General features: G+C 63.5%; 18 protein-coding genes. 7 read left to right on the top strand and 11 right to left on the bottom strand.

The genetic code is table 11. The annotated features are described in order from the left end of the window. Window positions 1–32: 32 nt before the first annotated feature. Window positions 33–1,103 carry a quinone-dependent dihydroorotate dehydrogenase gene (locus NDI89_RS10585; RefSeq protein ID WP_277521535.1) on the top strand — a complete coding sequence of 357 codons (1,071 nt, stop codon included), beginning with the start codon at window positions 33–35 and terminating at the stop codon, window positions 1,101–1,103. A gap of 47 nt (window positions 1,104–1,150) precedes the next feature. Here the strand turns inward: NDI89_RS10585 and NDI89_RS10580 are convergent, their stop codons facing one another. From NDI89_RS10580 to NDI89_RS10545, 8 genes are all read right to left on the bottom strand, one after another. Then, window positions 1,151–2,758 (bottom strand): hypothetical protein, encoded by a 1,608-nt coding sequence (locus tag NDI89_RS10580; RefSeq protein ID WP_277521534.1) that lies wholly within the window; start codon window positions 2,756–2,758, stop codon window positions 1,151–1,153. A 2-nt stretch (window positions 2,759–2,760) separates the two neighbouring features. Further along, complete coding sequence (locus NDI89_RS10575) at window positions 2,761–3,519, bottom strand: ABC transporter ATP-binding protein (RefSeq protein WP_277521533.1); 759 nt, start codon at window positions 3,517–3,519, stop codon at window positions 2,761–2,763. Between the two features lie 108 nt (window positions 3,520–3,627). Then, window positions 3,628–3,864 carry a hypothetical protein gene (locus tag NDI89_RS10570; protein ID WP_277521532.1) on the bottom strand — a complete coding sequence of 79 codons (237 nt, stop codon included), beginning with the start codon at window positions 3,862–3,864 and terminating at the stop codon, window positions 3,628–3,630. A gap of 134 nt (window positions 3,865–3,998) precedes the next feature. Next, window positions 3,999–5,366, bottom strand: coding sequence for a dihydroorotase (locus tag NDI89_RS10565; RefSeq protein WP_277521531.1), 1,368 nt, complete (start codon window positions 5,364–5,366; stop codon window positions 3,999–4,001). Window positions 5,367–5,455: 89 nt separating this feature from the next. Then, on the bottom strand, window positions 5,456–5,704 hold the full coding sequence (locus NDI89_RS10560; RefSeq protein ID WP_277521530.1) for a hypothetical protein: 249 nt from the start codon (window positions 5,702–5,704) through the stop codon (window positions 5,456–5,458). A gap of 150 nt (window positions 5,705–5,854) precedes the next feature. After that, window positions 5,855–6,151, bottom strand: coding sequence for an AbrB/MazE/SpoVT family DNA-binding domain-containing protein (locus NDI89_RS10555; protein ID WP_277521529.1), 297 nt, complete (start codon window positions 6,149–6,151; stop codon window positions 5,855–5,857). 246 nt (window positions 6,152–6,397) lie between these two features. Continuing rightward, window positions 6,398–6,565 carry a hypothetical protein gene (locus NDI89_RS10550; protein WP_277521527.1) on the bottom strand — a complete coding sequence of 56 codons (168 nt, stop codon included), beginning with the start codon at window positions 6,563–6,565 and terminating at the stop codon, window positions 6,398–6,400. Between the two features lie 310 nt (window positions 6,566–6,875). Further along, window positions 6,876–7,055, bottom strand: a complete 180-nt coding sequence (locus NDI89_RS10545; protein WP_277521525.1) for a hypothetical protein — start codon at window positions 7,053–7,055, stop codon at window positions 6,876–6,878. A gap of 212 nt (window positions 7,056–7,267) precedes the next feature. Here NDI89_RS10545 and NDI89_RS10540 point away from each other — a divergent pair, with 212 nt between their 5' ends. The 3 genes from NDI89_RS10540 to NDI89_RS10530 all read left to right on the top strand — a co-directional run bounded on the left by NDI89_RS10540 (window position 7,268) and on the right by NDI89_RS10530 (window position 11,411). Next, window positions 7,268–8,257, top strand: a complete 990-nt coding sequence (locus tag NDI89_RS10540) for an NAD-dependent epimerase/dehydratase family protein (protein WP_277521524.1) — start codon at window positions 7,268–7,270, stop codon at window positions 8,255–8,257. A gap of 458 nt (window positions 8,258–8,715) precedes the next feature. Beyond that, complete coding sequence (locus NDI89_RS10535) at window positions 8,716–9,216, top strand: helix-turn-helix transcriptional regulator (protein ID WP_277521523.1); 501 nt, start codon at window positions 8,716–8,718, stop codon at window positions 9,214–9,216. A gap of 218 nt (window positions 9,217–9,434) precedes the next feature. Beyond that, on the top strand, window positions 9,435–11,411 hold the full coding sequence (locus NDI89_RS10530) for a DUF7282 domain-containing protein (RefSeq protein WP_277521522.1): 1,977 nt from the start codon (window positions 9,435–9,437) through the stop codon (window positions 11,409–11,411). A gap of 231 nt (window positions 11,412–11,642) precedes the next feature. Here NDI89_RS10530 and NDI89_RS10525 read toward each other — a convergent pair whose 3' ends face one another. Together NDI89_RS10525 and NDI89_RS10520 are read right to left on the bottom strand one after the other, a co-directional pair. Then, window positions 11,643–12,146, bottom strand: a complete 504-nt coding sequence (locus NDI89_RS10525) for a DUF7344 domain-containing protein (protein WP_277521521.1) — start codon at window positions 12,144–12,146, stop codon at window positions 11,643–11,645. Between the two features lie 401 nt (window positions 12,147–12,547). Beyond that, window positions 12,548–12,709 carry a DUF7563 family protein gene (locus NDI89_RS10520; RefSeq protein WP_007109247.1) on the bottom strand — a complete coding sequence of 54 codons (162 nt, stop codon included), beginning with the start codon at window positions 12,707–12,709 and terminating at the stop codon, window positions 12,548–12,550. A 595-nt stretch (window positions 12,710–13,304) separates the two neighbouring features. Between NDI89_RS10520 and NDI89_RS10515 the strand changes: the two genes are divergently transcribed. The 3 genes from NDI89_RS10515 to NDI89_RS10505 all read left to right on the top strand — a co-directional run bounded on the left by NDI89_RS10515 (window position 13,305) and on the right by NDI89_RS10505 (window position 15,329). Further along, on the top strand, window positions 13,305–13,637 hold the full coding sequence (locus tag NDI89_RS10515) for a winged helix-turn-helix domain-containing protein (protein ID WP_277521520.1): 333 nt from the start codon (window positions 13,305–13,307) through the stop codon (window positions 13,635–13,637). Between the two features lie 232 nt (window positions 13,638–13,869). Further along, complete coding sequence (locus tag NDI89_RS10510; RefSeq protein ID WP_277521519.1) at window positions 13,870–14,145, top strand: PadR family transcriptional regulator; 276 nt, start codon at window positions 13,870–13,872, stop codon at window positions 14,143–14,145. 194 nt (window positions 14,146–14,339) lie between these two features. After that, the gene (locus tag NDI89_RS10505; protein WP_277521518.1) at window positions 14,340–15,329 is read left to right on the top strand and encodes a DUF1616 domain-containing protein; all 990 of its coding nucleotides are present in this window, start codon (window positions 14,340–14,342) and stop codon (window positions 15,327–15,329) included. Window positions 15,330–15,627: 298 nt separating this feature from the next. Here the strand turns inward: NDI89_RS10505 and NDI89_RS10500 are convergent, their stop codons facing one another. Beyond that, a complete protein-coding gene (locus NDI89_RS10500) occupies window positions 15,628–16,164 on the bottom strand; it encodes a DUF7344 domain-containing protein (RefSeq protein ID WP_277521517.1) in 537 nt (178 codons plus the stop codon). Between the last annotated feature and the right edge of the window lie 211 nt (window positions 16,165–16,375).

The raw sequence follows: 16,375 nt of genomic DNA, 5'->3' as shown, positions 1-16,375 counted from the left end.
GTTTACGTGTGAGCCGTCCCCACGTACCGGCAATGACGCTGTACTCGCGGGTTCGCCCCCTCGCGTTCACACTGCCGGCCGAGACGGCGCACGATCTCGGCAAACTGACGCTCCGGGCGGCCCAGTCGACACGGCCGACGCGGACGGCGCTCTCGTATGCGTATCGGTACGACGATCCCGCCCTCGAGGTCGACCTGTTCGACGCCACGTTTCCGAACCCGGTCGGCGTCGCCGCCGGCTTCGACAAGAACGCCGAAGTGACCCACGCGCTCGAGGCGCTGGGCTTCGGATTCGTCGAGATCGGAACCGTCACGCCCTACCCGCAGGAGGGCAACGATCGGCCCAGACTCTTCCGCCTCCGCGAGGACGAGGCGATGGTCAACCGGATGGGATTCAACGGCCAGGGGATGGAACGGGTCAAGTCCCGACTCGAGGACGACGGCACGCCCGACATCCCGATGGGCGTGAACGTCGGCAAAATGAACGCCTCGACCGAGCGCGAGGCCATCGAGGACTACCGGCGCGTCTTCGACCGGCTCTCGCCCTTTGCCGACTACGTCGTCGTGAACGTCTCCTGTCCGAACACGCCCGACGAGTTCGACGAGGGCTCGCCCGAGCATCTCCGGGCGATCTTCGAGACGCTCGAGGCCGAAAACGACCGCGACGTGCCGATCCTGGTGAAGATCGGCCCCGACTCCCCCGACGACTCCGTCTTCGACCTCGTCGACATCGTCCGGGAGTTCGACCTCGACGGCATCGTCGCGACGAACACCTCGACGAGCCGCGAGGGGCTCGACTCGCCCCGTCGGGACGAGTGGGGCGGCCTCAGCGGCAAACCGCTCGCGGACCGGTCGACGGACCGTATCCGTTCGATCGCGAAGTACACGGACGGCCAACTTCCGATTATCGGTGTCGGCGGCGTCGATTCGGCCGACAGCGCCTACGAAAAGATCCGGGCCGGCGCTTCGCTCGTCCAGCTCTACACCGGCTTCGTCTACGAGGGGCCGTCGACTGCGAAGCGGATCAACCGGGGGCTCTCGGCGCTGCTCGAGCGCGACGGCTTCTCGTCGGTCGAGGACGCCGTCGGTGCGGACCTCGAGTAATCCACCCGCCGTCGAATTCCGCGAGATACCGTGCTTGCGTGGGCCGATCAATCGAGGTGGAACCGCTCGACGGAGCGGACGGCGTAGGCCGCGGAGAGCGACCCGGCAGTCACTGCGAGGGCACACGACGCGACCGTTCCGACGATGCGGACGACCGCCGGAGACGGGCCGATCGCCGACGCGATCGCGTGGCCGACGATCGAACTGTGGGCGGCCAGTGTCGGGATCGCGACGAGGAAGACGACCAGCGAGTAGCCGGTAAACGCCAGCTTGCTCGGGACGATCGCTTCGGTGCTCCGGGAGACGCTGACCGCCTCGAAGCGGGGGAATATCGCGCCGACTCCGGTGGCGATCGGGGGCGCAGCGACGGCGAGCACGAGCGCGCTCACGGCGAGGGTGAGGACTGCCCCCATCGAGTGGGGACTCGCCGCCCCGAGTCCGACGACCGCCACGAGGGTCACCGGCACCACGAGGAGGACGCTGGCCACGACGTGTCCGGCGACGAGCGCGCGGCCGGGAGCGTCGCTCAGGAGCGTCGCCGGGAGCACGGCCCCTTCGTTCCCCACCACGTTGAGTGCGAACAGTGCGCCGGCGATCCAGGGACCGAAGCAGACGATCCAGATCGGGAACCCTCGACCGATCGTTCCGGTCTGGACGGCGTTCATTGCCGGGGAGAATAACAGAAAGAGCGGGTAGACAGCGAACGTGAGCGTGATCGGAGCCCGCCGCGCCCGCTTCCAATCCGTCGCCGCGACACCCGCGACCGGCTGTGGAAGGACGCTCGACAGTCGGCCCGCCGTCGACGAGGACGCGGGCTCGACTTCGTGCTCGATGTGAACGCCGTCAGCGTACCAGACTCCGGCCGCGAGTCGCGGGAGGACGGCGGCGCTGGCGAGCATGAACGCGGCACTCGCCAGCACCGTCCCGACGCTCCGACCGATCGACGCCGCCGGCACCGTGCCGACGAGCGCGAGGTCGCCGTACCAGCCGATCGGCGTCGGGGCGAGGAGGCGATACACCGGCTCGAGAACGGACGCGAACGACTGCGTGAAGAGCACACCGAAGTAGACGACGGCGAGCACCGCGATCAGAACCGACCGGAGTCGCGTCAGCAGTCTCGAGCGAACGCCGGCGCTTCTGACGACCAGTGAGACGAGGAATCCAGTCGTGAGTGCCGTCGCCAGCGTGATGCAGACGGTGAGAAAGAGCACGGGTGCCGACAGCACCGAGCCGGTTCCCGCGGCGAACAGGAGCGAGCCAGCCATGGCGAGCAGGACGCTCGGGACGCCCCACAGGACGAGCTCCGCGAACGCGAACCCGGCCAGCAGTTCGCGGTGGGAGACGGTCGTCAGATAGCCGTCCAGTCGATCCGGACGGAGCGCCGTCGCGTACGCTCGATACCCGCCGAACCCGGCGACGAATAGCCACGCGTAGACGAACCCGGGCCGGATCAGCGCCAGTGGCGTCTCGATGTCCCCGGACGCGATTCCCGCACCGAACAGGTAGGTCCCGACGATCCCGCCGAGTCCGACCGGAACGAGGAACAGCGCCGCGATCGCGAGCGCGATCACCTGAACCGGGTTCCCAGTCACCACCCGCCAGCGGCGGCTGAGTTCGAGACGAGCGATCGTGACGACGCGGTCTCGTGCGAGCATCGTCACTGCACCGTCGCACCGTGGTCGGTCGTGACCGCGAGGAACACGTCCTCGAGCGTCGAGTCGGACCCGCTTTCGACCTGCCGAGTCAGGTCCTCGGGAGCCCCTTCGGCGACGATTCGGCCGTCCGAGAGGACGCCGACGGTATCCGCGAGCTCCTCGACGACGGGGAGGATGTGCGTCGAGAGGAAGATCGTGTGGCCCTCCGACGCCATCTCCGCGATGGCGTCGATGACCGTTCGCGCGGCTCGGGGGTCGAGACCGCTCGTCGGCTCGTCGAGGAAGAGCACGTCCGGTTCGTGCAACAGCGCCTGAACGAGTCCGACCTTCTGGCGCATCCCCTTCGAGTACTCCTCGATCCGTTTCCCGGCGTCGCCGGCCAGATCGAACCGCTCGAGCCACGCGTCGATCCGTCGCTCCGCCGTCGACGCGGGGATATCCCGGAGCCGCGCGAAGTACTCGAGCTGTTCGTACCCGGTCAACTCGTCGAAGACCGGCGGTTCCTCGGGGAGGTAGCCGATCAGGTCCCGGACGGCGTCGCGGTCGCCGACGGAGGCACCGAGGATTCGCGCCGCTCCGGCAGACGGCCGAGTGAGCGTCGTCAGCATCCGCATCGTGGTCGTCTTTCCCGCCCCGTTCGGACCGAGAAAGCCGTAGACCGTGCCGGGCTCGACCGCGAAGTCGATGCTATCGACGGCGACGGTGTCGCCGAATCGCTTCCGCAAACCGGTCGCCTCGATCGCTAATTGAGTGTCGGACATCGGAGTCTCTCTCGACGACTTGTTACCTGCGCAACTTTTTAGTACCGAATAGAATCGCAGACACGACACGGAGACGTCGAAGCGATGATAGTGTCGCCGACGCTCGGATCAACTCACCTCGGGATCGTCGATCGCGTCGTCGAGTCCGTGGTGTTCCGCGGGACCGACGACTTCGTCGGTTCGTTCCGCGCGGATTTCCCGGGAACTGGAATCATCCCGCTGGGATTCGATCATCGGCTCCGCCTCACCGCCGGTCACTGAGAGGTACACCGATCTGAGCTGTTCCGTCTTGTCCGCACCGTCCGACTCGTCGCTCGCGTCGGCCGCCTGGTCTACTTCGGTCATGTTCGATCGTCATCGAATTCGAACGGATCGGGTGTGAATATAAGCCGGCCGCGACTTTCAGGTCCTGAGAATCGTCACGCGGAACGACCTACAAGCGGGTTCTCGGCGCATCCGGTCCGGAACGGCGGCGGTCCTCACTCGACGTCCACGCGCGTTCCGTACCCCGAGTCGCCGACGACCGCACCCTTCTCGGCAACGATCGCACCGCGGACGACGGTCGCGACCGCTTTCCCGGTAAACGACTCTCCCTCGAACGGCGTCACGCAGTTTTTCGAATGCAACTCCGTTCGGTCCTCGAGCGTCCATTCGCGGTCGGGATCCACGACGGTGAAGTCCGCATCAGTGCCGACCTGCAGCGACCCCTTCTGCGGGTACATCCCCCAGACCTGCGCCGGGCGCGTCGAATGGCGACGGACCCACTCCTCGAGCGTGAATCGACCCCGATCGACGAAGGTGAGCATGGCCGGGACCTCGGTCTCGAGGCCGACGAAGCCCGAGATCGCGTCCCAGGTGTTCCCGAAGGGGTCGTCGACCATCTTTTCTTCGGGCGTGTGGGGCGCGTGATCGGTGGCGATGCAGTCGATCGCGCCGTCGTCGATGCCCACGTCCCAGAGTCGCTCGCGTTCGTCGGCGTTCCGGATCGGCGGCTGGACGCGGGCGACGTTGCCCTTCTCGCGCATGACGTCCTCGGTGAACCAGAGGTAGTGAGGAGTCGTCTCGGCGGTGACGTCGACCCCTCGGGATTTCCCGCGGGCGACGGCTTCGGCGGCCGAGCCAGACGAAACGTGGAACATGTGGATCTTCGCGCCCGTCTCCTCGGCGAAGGTGAGCATCCGCTCGACGGCCTCCCGTTCGGCGATCACAGGTCGCGAGTGGGAGTGATCGATCGGCTCGTTTCGCCCCTCGGCCTTGAACCGCTCCGTGTAGTGGTCGATAATCTCGCCGTTCTCCTCGTGGAAGCCGAGCCGTTTGCCCGTCTCTCGGATCTTCTCCATCGCCTCGAGGATCTCGCCGTCGTTCGGCGGCGGCACGTCACCGACCGTCGAGCCGAGGAAGATCTTGAACCCGAGCGGGCCGATCTCGGCGATTTCGGGGATGAGCTCGAGGTTCTCCGAGGTGACGACGGCGTAGCTCTGGAAGTCGACGTGGGCCGAGGCTTCGCCTCGCTCGAACTTCAGCTCGAGGTGCTCGGGCCGGTCGATGACCGGGTCCGTGTTCGGCATCCCGACGACGGTGGTCACGCCGCCGGCGGCCGCCGCCCGCGTCGCGGATTCCCAGTCTTCCTTGTACTCGAGGCCGGGTTCGCGGTTGTGGATGTGACAGTCGACGATACCCGGCACGAGGACGTTCCCCTCGGCGTCGAGGACGCGATCCGCGTCGGGGAGGCGGTCGCTCCGCCCGACGGCGACGATGGTTCCGTCCTCGACGGCGACGCCCGAATCGGGCGAACGACCCGCGGGCGTGACGACGGTACAGTTGCGCACGACGAGATCGACGGTCATTGGCGAGGACTTGCCGAGGGCGGCGCATATAGCTTCCCCAAACGGGTCGCGGCCCCCTGTCGACGAGGCGACTGTGGAGTTGCCGAGCGCTAACTCGGGGTCGGCCGTCGCTCGAATTTCCCGCCGACGAGCGCAGCGAGTGCCAGGATGACGAGGTCCAACGCAAGCGTGAGAAACAGACCTACTGCGAACATGGAGACGATACCGAATCCGACCGCGACAGTGCCAGTGATCGCCGCAGCCATCCGTCCGTCGTCAGCGAGGAACCGATACACACCGAATCCGACCCCGATCTGAAGAGCGAACGCGACGATACCCAGGAGACCTATTGCAGGCATTTATTACACAGTATATATTCGAATATATGCTTATTTCGAATATCGTTCAGAAGCGTTCCAGACGAGAGACCCACGGTAGGGTTGAACCGACGACACACTCGAGTACGTTGACGTCCGTGAGGACCGTGACCTCGGTCGGCAGTTAGCCAGTCATTCCGTCGTTTCGTCAGAGTCCATCGATCCGAAAAGCGCTTCTCCCGCATCGATCGGCGTCGAATTCGCCCACTCGCCACGCTCTGCTGTCGCCGTCTGCAACTCCGACCTCGGCTTCGGCGTGATTTCGAGGACGGATCCGATGAGCGTGGCCGAAATTCGATCGTTCGGTTCGATACCCAATCGCTCTCGAACTCCCTTCGGAAGCGTAACCCGTCCGTGACCGTCGACCGTGAGGGTGACCTCCTCCCCCGCAGATTCGTTTCGACCCGGACGGTGTGCGATGTTTCCCATTCTCGATCACCTGTTACAAGGTTGGTAGAAAGACCAATGCTAGGGCCGACACTACGAATATAGCGATCGAGCACCCACGCGACGACGGTTTTGAAAAACCACTACGTTACGACGAAGGCGCGCTCGAGCCCCGCGTACGTCCCGATCGGCCGGCGAGTGATGTCGACGGCAGGTGGTGCGTGGTGATCTCGACTGGCCGTGTCGACCGACCGGGTGACCGCCGAGGGCTTGAGTCCGAGCCCTCCCCTACTCCTCCCGCAACTCCGCGAACAGGTCCGGCGGCACGGAACAGCCACAGGGCTCGACGGTCCCGGTGGTGGGGCCGGTGACGACGGCGAACAGGACCGGCTCTCCACAGTGTGAGCAGTCGGGGATCGACGAGGATCCGTCGTCCCCCTCGGACTCGCTACACACGGCGATCACACCCCATCCGTTGAGACCCCAAAACTGGACTCGAGGCTGGTCGTGTCGGTCGATTCCGAGTGCGTGCGGGACGTTTATATCCCGTTGGTTTGAACGTAAGCATGGCTCCTGAACCCTTGCGGGTTGGGAAGCCAGTCTCGGGTGGTGTGCACACCCGGGACGTTTGCGGACGCCCCCGACGGAGACCGGCTTCCGTTCTAATAGTTGATCTAATGTGACTTATATCTACTGCTAATTCGTCGAAACAAGGACGGACTCGAGGGCAACGAGAGCCGACAATCGAACGAGACGAGACGATACGCTACCGGTTTTTGAAATCGTGGTCGTCGCTCAGCTCGCCGAGCCGCTCGAGTTCCCGTTCGGCCTCGGCGGACCGTCTGTGCTGGGGCGAGACGATCGCCTCGCCGGAGCCCTCGATTCGGTCCTCGGGATCGTCGACGGCGATCCACTCGCGGAGTCGCGAAAGGGCGTTCCGTAGCATACGTGACCGATGGGGAGCCACGCTCAAAAGTGTATTCCAGGTCGGATTTTCGACTGACAGATCGGTCGACGTCACGACACGGTCGTGTCCTCGGCTTGCCGTCGGAAACCCGCGATCGAAGCCGTAGGCACCGCCTATCGGTCGAGTAGACACCGGCTACGCGGCGGTACGAGCGCGATACTAAACAACGAGCTCCTGATCGGGTCGGGACGATGGACTCGCCAGCGATCCGCGACAGCACGATCCTCGTGACCGGGGGCGGGGGCTTCATCGGGAGCCACCTCGTCGACGCCCTCTGCCCCCACAACGAGGTCAGAGTGCTCGACGACTTCTCGACCGGCGACCGAGCACACCTCCCGGAGGACGCGACGGTCATCGACGGCGACGTTCGCGATCCGATCGCCCTGCAAAAGGCCGCCCGCGGCGTCGACCTGATCTTCCACCACGCGGCGGTCGTCAGCGTCAGCCGGAGCGTCGACGAGCCCCGGCAGAGCAATCGAACGAACCTCGAGGCGAGCCTGCTGGTCCTCGAGCAGGCCCGCCGGGAGGACGCCCGGGTCGTCGTCGCCTCGAGCGCGGCCGTCTACGGCCACCCCGACGAGCTTCCGGTACCGGAGACGGCGCGGACGAATCCGACCTCGCCGTACGGCGTCCAGAAGCTCGCGCTGGATCAGTACGCCCGGCTCTACGAGGAGTTATACGGCCTTGAGACCGTCGCGTTGCGATACTTCAACGTCTACGGCCCGCGCCAGCAGGGCCCCTACAGCGGCGTCATTTCGACGTTCCTCGAGCAGGCGCGAGCGTCGGAACCGATCACCGTCGAGGGAGACGGCCGCCAGAGTCGCGATTTCGTCCACGTCAGCGACGTGGTCCGGGCGAACCTGCACGCGGCGACGACCGATGCGGTCGGCGAGGCGTACAACATCGGCACGGGCCAGCGAACGTCGATTCTGGACCTCGCCGAGACGGTCCGCGACGCGACCGGGTCGTCCTCGTCGATCGTCCACCGGGCCCCTCGTTCCGGCGACATCAGACACAGCGGTGCCGACACCTCCAAAGCGACCCGCGAGCTCGGGTTCGAGGCTCGCGTCGGTCTCGAGTCCGGAATCCGGTCGCTGATCGGCGACGGACGGAGCGGCGGAACCGGTGCGGACGCTGAGGTACCGCTCGGACCGAATCGAGAAGAGGAGTCGTATAGCTAACCCGACTTCCGTTCACTTCTTTCCTCGATTCGATTCTCCAGTCGGGTTGAATCGGACGACGTTCGAACCCGGCTCCGGCGGCCTCGACGAATCCGTTTTTCGCTCGTATCCGATCGAAAGAGTGTCGCACCAACAGGGTATTACTGACTGAATCCGGAGCGAATCCGCGCTAACCGTCCGAACGTCCAGTCGTGTTTATTCAGACCGTCGATCAAAGACCGCCTATACCATGACTGGCGAGTGTCCCAGCAGGACGACCGTGCGGAGAGTATCCGCAGTCCCCGTTACCGATCGCCGGCCACTCGCCGGACTCGAGAGAGTCGGCCGCGCGCATCGAAACCACAGTGATCGTGATATACAGATGAACCGCTATCAGAATATGTGTTATAAAAAACAATTTGTAGAGCGGTCACGAGGGTATAGGACATGAATTACGCGACGACAACCCCTCACCAGCCATGAGCAACCGACGACACGGTTTCACGCTACTCGCCGGGCACAGGTCGTCGATTGTCGGTGTAGCCGCGTCGACAGTTGCCACGAGCTCGTGGACGGGCGTCCTTCCCGAGTCCAGTCGACCGCTGCAACTGGACGGGAACGCACACCTCGCGGCTCTCGCGGGCATCGTCGCGCTCGCAGTACTCGGTGGCGTACTCGTCGCCCGTAACCGATACGAACGACCGGTCTCGCGCCCGAACGAGACGGAGTCCGAACGCGAGGAGTTCGTGACCGATCGGGAGCTGGTGCGCCGACTTCTCAGGGAGAACGGCGGGCGAATGAAGCAATCGAACATCGTCGATTCCGTCGACTGGTCGAAAGCGAAAGTCAGCCGACTGCTCGCCGATCTCGAGGAGGACGGTCAGATCACCAAGCTTCGGCTCGGGCGGGAGAACCTGGTCTGTTTGCCCGGCCACGAACCGACGGCCTCGAAATCGCCCGAACAGGCCAACGACGACTAGCACTGCCGTTTCGCTCCGCCGGGGTGCGGGCGGCTTGGCCCTGCTCGAGCGAAACGGAGTACGGTCGACCGATCGTTCCTATCAGCAATCGTTGTTTTCTGCCGTCGAGCCCGCCACTGAACACGCACTGCTGGGCCGTAGTATTCGGTTTCTTAGCGTAATGGTTCTGCCTGTTTATCCGCCGAACCCCCGACGTGATGGATGCCTTCACGGCAACTATGAACGCACGCAAACAGGTACTCGTCGTACTAGTCGCGCTGCTAGTCGTTTGCTCGGGCGGGGCGATGGCCACAGCCGCAGCGTCCGGCAATGGCGTCGACCAGAGCACCGACAGCAGCCAGGACGAGTACGACTCGGCGAACGCGGATTCGACAGACGAATCGGATACCGAACGAGAAGAGACGGACACAGCGACCGGACTTCAGGAAGATAACGCGACACCGATAGAGGCCGACGACGGAGAGAACGAAACGGACGCCCAACAGGGCGCGTACGTGACGTTTAACGACCAGACGACCGAGGGCGATACGGTCGTCGTCGAGAACGTCTCGCTCGCGAGCCCCGGCTTCGTGACGATCCACGACAGCAGTCTCCTCGTGGGGAACGTCCTGGAGAGCGTTATCGGCACCTCCGAATATCTCGAGGCGGGCACGCACGATCAGGTCGAAGTCACGCTGGACGAGCCGCTCGAGGAGGACGAGACCCTGATCGCGATGCCACATCGCGACACGAACGATAACCAGCAGTACGATTTCGTCGAGACCGACGGTCAGGCAGACGGACCGTTCCTCACGCCCAACGATGAACCAGTGACCGACGAGGCAGTGGTCACCGTCGGAGCAGCGGACGATGTCGAGGAAGAACCGGTCGAAGAAGAGCCGGTCGAGGAAGACGACAACGTGACTGAAGAACCGGTCGAAGAAGAGCCGGTCGAAGAAGACGACAACGTGACTGAAGAACCGGTCGAAGAAGAGCCGGTCGAAGAAGACGACAACGTGACTGAAGAACCGGTCGAAGAAGAGCCGGTCGAGGAAGACGATAACGTGACCGAAGAGCCGGTCGAAGAAGAACCGGTCGAAGAAGAACCGGACGACGAAGAGCGCGTGGCGATGGACGGACTCACGATCAACGTCCAGATCGAGCAACTCAACGTCTTCCACGTCACTCAGGACGAACTCGACGACCTCGAAGACGGCAATGCGTCGAGCATTGGCGACGATCTCGGGGATCGAGCGATGTCCTTCGATCAGGTGAGAATGGCAATCTCCGTCGGAGACATTCAAATAAACGGTGCCGACCATGTGTCCGACGAGCAAGCTGATGATAACGGCCTCGGGATCGAAGACGACAACGAAACCGATACCGAAAGCGAGACCGGCGGAAACGGCGCCGACGAATCCGCCGAGGAAGCGGCCGGCGACGTGCAAGTAACGATCGACGAAGTTACTGTGTTCATCGTCCTCGAGGACGCGCCGGACGAGGAAGAGGGTGAAGAGGAACCCGTCGACGAAGAGGATAACGAAACCGAAGAGGTCGACGAACCCGTTCTGGAAGATCCCGTCGACGGCGACAACGAAACTGACGACGCTGAAGAAGATAACGAAACCGAGGAGATCGACGAACCCGTTCTGGAAGACCCCGTCGACGGCGACAACGAAACTGACGACGCTGAAGAAGACAACGAAACTGAGGAAATCGACGAACCCGTTCTGGAAGACCCGGTCGACGAAGATAACGAAACTGACGACGCCGAGGAAGACAACGAAACTGACGGCGTCGAAGAAGACAACGAAACCGACGACGTTGAGGAAGAACCCGTCGACGACGAAGACAACGAAACCGACGTCGAAGAAGAACAGACCGAATCGTTCGACGTCAGCGAGCTGGATGCTCCCGAGAGCGCCGAAGTCGGTGACACGATCACCGTGACGGCGACGGTCTCGAATCCGAGCGATCAGGAGCAAACCGAGACCATTCAGTTCCGTATCGACGGTGACCTCGCGGCCGCACAGACCGTAACGCTCGAGGGCGAAGAGAGCGACGAAATCGGATTCGATGTCGATACGAGCGGCCTCGAGGCCGGAAGCTTCGTCCACATGATCCTGAGCGACGAGGCCGGAGAGGTCGCGTTCCTCGAACTCACTGAGGATGACGATACTGACTCCGAAGCCGCAATCGGGACCCTCGTGAGCTAAGGCCCGTCAGCTCCGCAACGGCGCATTTTTGCCTTTCGCGCCGTCTCGACGGAACACTGCGATGCGGCCGTCACGACGAATCACCTGCCGGCAGTCGATTTCTTCGATGACGGATCCGTTCCGTCGACTGGGACGGCGTCCCCGACTTCGATACCGGAGCGTCGACTCGCTGGATTCTCTACCGAATCGGGGGGAGCGTCCGCGGGCGACGCAGCGGTTCGTGCTCGCCGTTCAACCCAGTAATCGATAGAGACTACTCGCAGCGACGGCGAGAAACACGAGCACGCTCGAGAGAACCGGATCGACGCTCGAGACGACCGGCAGGCTGAGCCCGGCGAGTGCGATGATGGCGAGACCGAGAATGCAAAGCCCGAGATGGATTTGCAGGATTCGCGAGTGGTCGTCGGTGTGGCCGTCGACGTACTGGAAGACCTCCTCGAAATGCTGGCCGGATTGAATCGTCTTCGAATCGGAATCGTACTCGATGACGGCGTCTTCCTCGAGTTGCGGGAGATGGGTCTGCTGAAGGGAGACGTAGACGCTCTTGTAGAGGTTGTTCGGAACGGGCGTGGTATCCGATTCGGTCGCGGCGATCTCGCTCGCCACGTCGGAGACGTCGACCTGTCTCCCCTCCTCAGCGAGCAGCTGTACGATAGCCCGCCGTCTATCGTTACCGAGGATGTGAAACACCTCGCTCTCTTCGAGCGGGTCAGTTCTGTCCGTTTGAACTGACATCGATTGGAGAGAAGGGGAAGCGGCACTCGGCTGACAATCCACCACCAGTGGGCATGTCTCCCCACTTCACGCACCACTAACTTTAACTTTTGCAGAGTACGGTGTCGTTTGGTTCCCCGGACGGAAGCGACGGATTCGCGAACGGTGGTAGGCGGAGGATACGATCGTTTCTCCCTCGGCCCATCGCTCGCGTACGGGAGGTGTGGCGATGGCTCGCGTACGGGAGGTGTGGCGATGGCTCGCGTACGGGAGGTGTGAATGGGGCGTCGTCGGAACGAGCGTGAAGACGGATCGGGACGAGAGCCGGCGTCGGGGCCCGTTCGATCGCGTCGTCGGATCAGTCCGGGCAGTACTCGAGGGTCGGCGTCGGAGACGCGGGCGACAAAGAGCAGGAATCGAACTCAGTCGCCGGGAAGGTGACCACCGGATTGCATCTCCCGATAGGTCGTACAGGACGGACAGCCGTGGACGATGTCGCCGTTGTCACCGAAGACGCGAGCGAACTGCTGTGTCACGTGCGTTCCGCAGTTTCGACATCTGGCGCCGGCTGTCGACGATTCCATGGGCTTCCAGTCGTGTTGTGTGGAGTTCATGGTTTGTGGGGTGTACTCGGACGAGTCTCGCGAGCTCGCTGGCGGGGTCGTCGCCTCACCGTGACGCGTTCGACCCCATCGCGATATCGCGAGTCGCCGCGGTACCGGTCCGAGCATCATGGTATCGAGGGGAGCAAACGCGAATAAAGGACGGAGACCGTTCAGCGGCGAAGCGGCGGTGAGAACCGGGAAATAGGGTCTTTCCGACCGACAACGGACCTGAGGCGGTTCGAAACTGCAGATCGAATCACGGGCCGCCGAGAGACCTCAAGCCGAGTTCAGCCGTGTTGGGCCGCATTCGGCGCTCAAACAGGGTATTGATCGACCCGCCGTTTCGCCGAAACATGTAGTTTCCGAGGCGAAATACGATCTTACCTCACGGAACGAAATGGCGACACGGTGTAAGGTACATCGTTATAAAATACCACTATCGCTTACCGATTTCCGTGCCGGAACATACTGGTGGTGCCTCCGACAGTGGTGGCCCGACTACCGACTCTCTCGAATCGCCGCCTCTCCCGAAGAGCGAACGGACCCTGTCCGCCCCGAACGAATGACCAGGCCAATGTCAACGCACGCGAGCGATATGCGATCGGAATCGACTGCCAATCCGTCGGCCCAGCTCGACGTCCTCGGGGACGACTGTGCTCGAACGATCCTCGTCGCGACGAGCGACGGCCCGAAGACGGCGAAGGAACTGACCGAACGAACGGATAGCTCGTCGGCGACGGTCTACCGACGAATCAACAACCTCCTCGAGAGCGATCTCCTGGCGGAGTGTGTGCGGTTCGACGACGACGGCTCGCACACGACCGCCTACGAGGCGACGGTCGACGTCCTCCGGGTTCGGATCGCCGCGGACGGGATCGACGTTGCGGTTTCGGACGGCGAGGAGTGATCCCGTCCGAACGTGTCCGAATCAAGAGTCGTTTCGGGTCGGAGCGAACCCGATCCGGGTTCACCGGGTGATGACTGGTTCGAGCGCGCCGGCGACGGGTCGTTCCGATTCGGGAGACTGCTAGAAGAATAGCCGCTTTCGATCGAGTAAAACCGTATAAACGTGGGAGAAAGGGGCTGTATGATACGGATAACAAATATCCACTCAGTAGAACGGTCAGTGTGATTGAGCAATGCACGATCTGACCGGCTTCCAGCGCGACCTGTTGTACGTGATCGCAGGTGCCGATCGGCCGTCGGGACAGACTGTCAAAGACGAGGTCGAGAAGTACTACAGTTCGGAGATCAATCACGGACGGCTGTATCCGAACCTGGACACGCTCGTCAACAAGGAGCTGGTCGAAAAGGGCCAACTCGACAGGCGAACGAACTACTACGCGATCACCGAGTCCGGTCGACAGCAGATCGAAGAGCGACGGGAGTGGGAGGAACAGTACGTCGAATTTTAGCGCTTCGAACGGCGGCGGACTGTCGTCCAGCGATCGGTTCGTCTCCGCCCTGCACGCCCGTCGAGCAGCCGCCGGTTCCTGTCGGTAACACGACCATAACAAAGAACGCGAGAGTACACCGATGCACCGAGAATGACAGGCGCTCTGTTCGGACGGAGATCGAACGGTGACCAGCGAACGTCGGTGTGTCATCGATGAGCCATCGACGGAATACCTGGATGGGGCTGGGCCTCGTTCGGCGGTACCCGATCGATCTCGCAGCCGTCTCGATCGGTGCGGTACTCGCGTACCTGATCGTGACGTCGGTCGGACGCGAGAGCGGCCTGCGGCTCTTCGTGACGTTTCCGCTCACCCTCTTTCTTCCGGGCTACGCACTCGTGTCGGCGCTGTTCCCGGCGAGCGCGCGCGACCCGGCGGAGACGCCGACCACGACTGCCGAGGGCCGCCCTCGAGGAATCGACGTCACCGAGCGCGTCGGACTGGGGTTCGTTCTGTCGCTGGCGATCGTCCCCCTGGTCGTCATACTGCTCCCGGTCGCCGGAGTCGGGTTGACTGCGACGTCGATCGTAACGGTACTCAGCGTCGGGACGGTCGTCGTCGCACAGGTCGGCGTCGTTCGGCGGCTCCGAACGCCGGACGGCGTACGGTTTTCCGTCTCACCGGGCGTGGCTCTCGGGCGTCTCGTCGGCGACGACGACGCGCTGGCGACCGCGTCGACGGTGTTTCTCGTCCTGGCGATCGGAGGGGCGATCAGTGCGTTGTTCGTGGCCGTCCTGTTTCCCGTGTCGGCCGGCGGATTCAGCGAACTCGCGCTCTACGGCGAAAACGAGGACGGCGAGGTCGTCGCCGGCGAACTCCCCAGCGAGATCGAGGCGGGGGAATCGATCCCCCTGACGATCGAAATCGAAAACCAGGAGGGGACCGATCGGGAGTACACCGTCGTCGTCCAGGAGCAGTTCCTCGAGGACGGGACGGTCGTCGAGCGCACGGAGTTACGGCGCATCGACGCGACGGTGTCGGACGGCGCGACGGGAACCGGAGAACGATCGGTGACGCCCACGGCCGAGCCGGGTGACACGGTTCGGATCAGCGTGTTGCTCTACGACGGCGCTCCGCCGACTTCGCCGACGAACGAGAACGCTGTCGAGGAGACCCACTTCTGGGTCACGGTGACCGAGGAGTGAGGGCGAGTCGAGACTCGCCGGTCGGAGCTCGGTCGACGGAGTCCGATTTCTTTCGCCCGTCACGGTGATCCCGTTCTCGAGGAGACGGCGGCGAACGTCGCGTCGTTGAGAGCGGTATCGGAATCACCGACAGTCAGTTCGCACCCGATCACACGGACGCGTTGACGGCGTGGAAACGGGTCGACGGAACGGAGCGGTCGCCATATCGTTCCCACGGAACGGTGTCGAGGGATACCACGGGAGGAGAGCGCCGACTGCGGGACGGAACAGGAGCGGCAGAACGCGAGAATCCCGACGGCTATCGGCTCGCACGCTGGAACGGAAACTGTAGCTCCGGACGACGTGAGACGTGCTGTGCGATCGAGAGGCCGAGGACGACGACACAGAGTGCGAGTGCGACGATCGGAGCCATGGCCGTCGTCAGCGGTCCGATCGCGAACGCCGTCAGTCCGAAGGCGACGGTCCCGAGGAGCGTCGCGGCCGCGTACCGGCGATGCCACTGCGTTCGATCCTCGAGGTGGCGATCGAGGTACGGTTCGAAGCGCTCCGTGCTCGGCAACAGCTCGATCTCGTGACCGTCCGGGTCCCAGTCGACGATCCCGTGATCTTCGAGCATGGGCAGGTGGGTCTGGTACAGCGAGATGTAGACCCGCCGTCGCTGTGTCCGGGTCACGTCGTCGATATCGGTGTCGTTCTCCCAGGCGGCGACCTGTTCGACGAGCGGGGCGAGGTCGCAGGACCCACCCTGCCGTTTCAGGAACTGGACCGTTCGCCGCCGGCGCGCATTGCTAAAGACGTCGAACAGTTTGGCTTGCGTGAGTTCGCTGTCAGACATGTGTGCCCTCGGTGTGTCGGATCGGCTCCCGTTCCCGTCCGACGGGTGTAGTCGGATTCCTCACAGCAGGGGATGCCAGCGTGTGACACTTTACTATCACTCTGCTACCCGTCCGAAAGCGAATTGTACCAGTTAGCACCCGTGACTGACGTCTCAGACGAGGGTTTTCGGATTCACTCCGGCAGGGACGTTCCATCGCGGGCGCAAACGA

Source organism: Natrinema salsiterrestre, from assembly GCF_029502005.1.
GTDB classification, from domain to species: domain Archaea; phylum Halobacteriota; class Halobacteria; order Halobacteriales; family Natrialbaceae; genus Natrinema; species Natrinema salsiterrestre.
Note: the sequence above shows the minus strand (reverse complement) of the source record. Positions and strands in the feature narration are given on the sequence as shown.

Coding starts and splice junctions, on each gene's coding strand:
- NDI89_RS10585 (WP_277521535.1), top strand. CDS start 33: ATGACGCTGTACTCGCGGGTTCGCCCCCTCGCGTTCACACTGCCGGCC.
- NDI89_RS10580 (WP_277521534.1), bottom strand. CDS start 2,758: ATGCTCGCACGAGACCGCGTCGTCACGATCGCTCGTCTCGAACTCAGC.
- NDI89_RS10575 (WP_277521533.1), bottom strand. CDS start 3,519: ATGTCCGACACTCAATTAGCGATCGAGGCGACCGGTTTGCGGAAGCGA.
- NDI89_RS10570 (WP_277521532.1), bottom strand. CDS start 3,864: ATGACCGAAGTAGACCAGGCGGCCGACGCGAGCGACGAGTCGGACGGT.
- NDI89_RS10565 (WP_277521531.1), bottom strand. CDS start 5,366: ATGACCGTCGATCTCGTCGTGCGCAACTGTACCGTCGTCACGCCCGCG.
- NDI89_RS10560 (WP_277521530.1), bottom strand. CDS start 5,704: ATGCCTGCAATAGGTCTCCTGGGTATCGTCGCGTTCGCTCTTCAGATC.
- NDI89_RS10555 (WP_277521529.1), bottom strand. CDS start 6,151: ATGGGAAACATCGCACACCGTCCGGGTCGAAACGAATCTGCGGGGGAG.
- NDI89_RS10545 (WP_277521525.1), bottom strand. CDS start 7,055: ATGCTACGGAACGCCCTTTCGCGACTCCGCGAGTGGATCGCCGTCGAC.
- NDI89_RS10540 (WP_277521524.1), top strand. CDS start 7,268: ATGGACTCGCCAGCGATCCGCGACAGCACGATCCTCGTGACCGGGGGC.
- NDI89_RS10535 (WP_277521523.1), top strand. CDS start 8,716: ATGAGCAACCGACGACACGGTTTCACGCTACTCGCCGGGCACAGGTCG.
- NDI89_RS10530 (WP_277521522.1), top strand. CDS start 9,435: ATGAACGCACGCAAACAGGTACTCGTCGTACTAGTCGCGCTGCTAGTC.
- NDI89_RS10525 (WP_277521521.1), bottom strand. CDS start 12,146: ATGTCAGTTCAAACGGACAGAACTGACCCGCTCGAAGAGAGCGAGGTG.
- NDI89_RS10520 (WP_007109247.1), bottom strand. CDS start 12,709: ATGGAATCGTCGACAGCCGGCGCCAGATGTCGAAACTGCGGAACGCAC.
- NDI89_RS10515 (WP_277521520.1), top strand. CDS start 13,305: ATGTCAACGCACGCGAGCGATATGCGATCGGAATCGACTGCCAATCCG.
- NDI89_RS10510 (WP_277521519.1), top strand. CDS start 13,870: ATGCACGATCTGACCGGCTTCCAGCGCGACCTGTTGTACGTGATCGCA.
- NDI89_RS10505 (WP_277521518.1), top strand. CDS start 14,340: ATGAGCCATCGACGGAATACCTGGATGGGGCTGGGCCTCGTTCGGCGG.
- NDI89_RS10500 (WP_277521517.1), bottom strand. CDS start 16,164: ATGTCTGACAGCGAACTCACGCAAGCCAAACTGTTCGACGTCTTTAGC.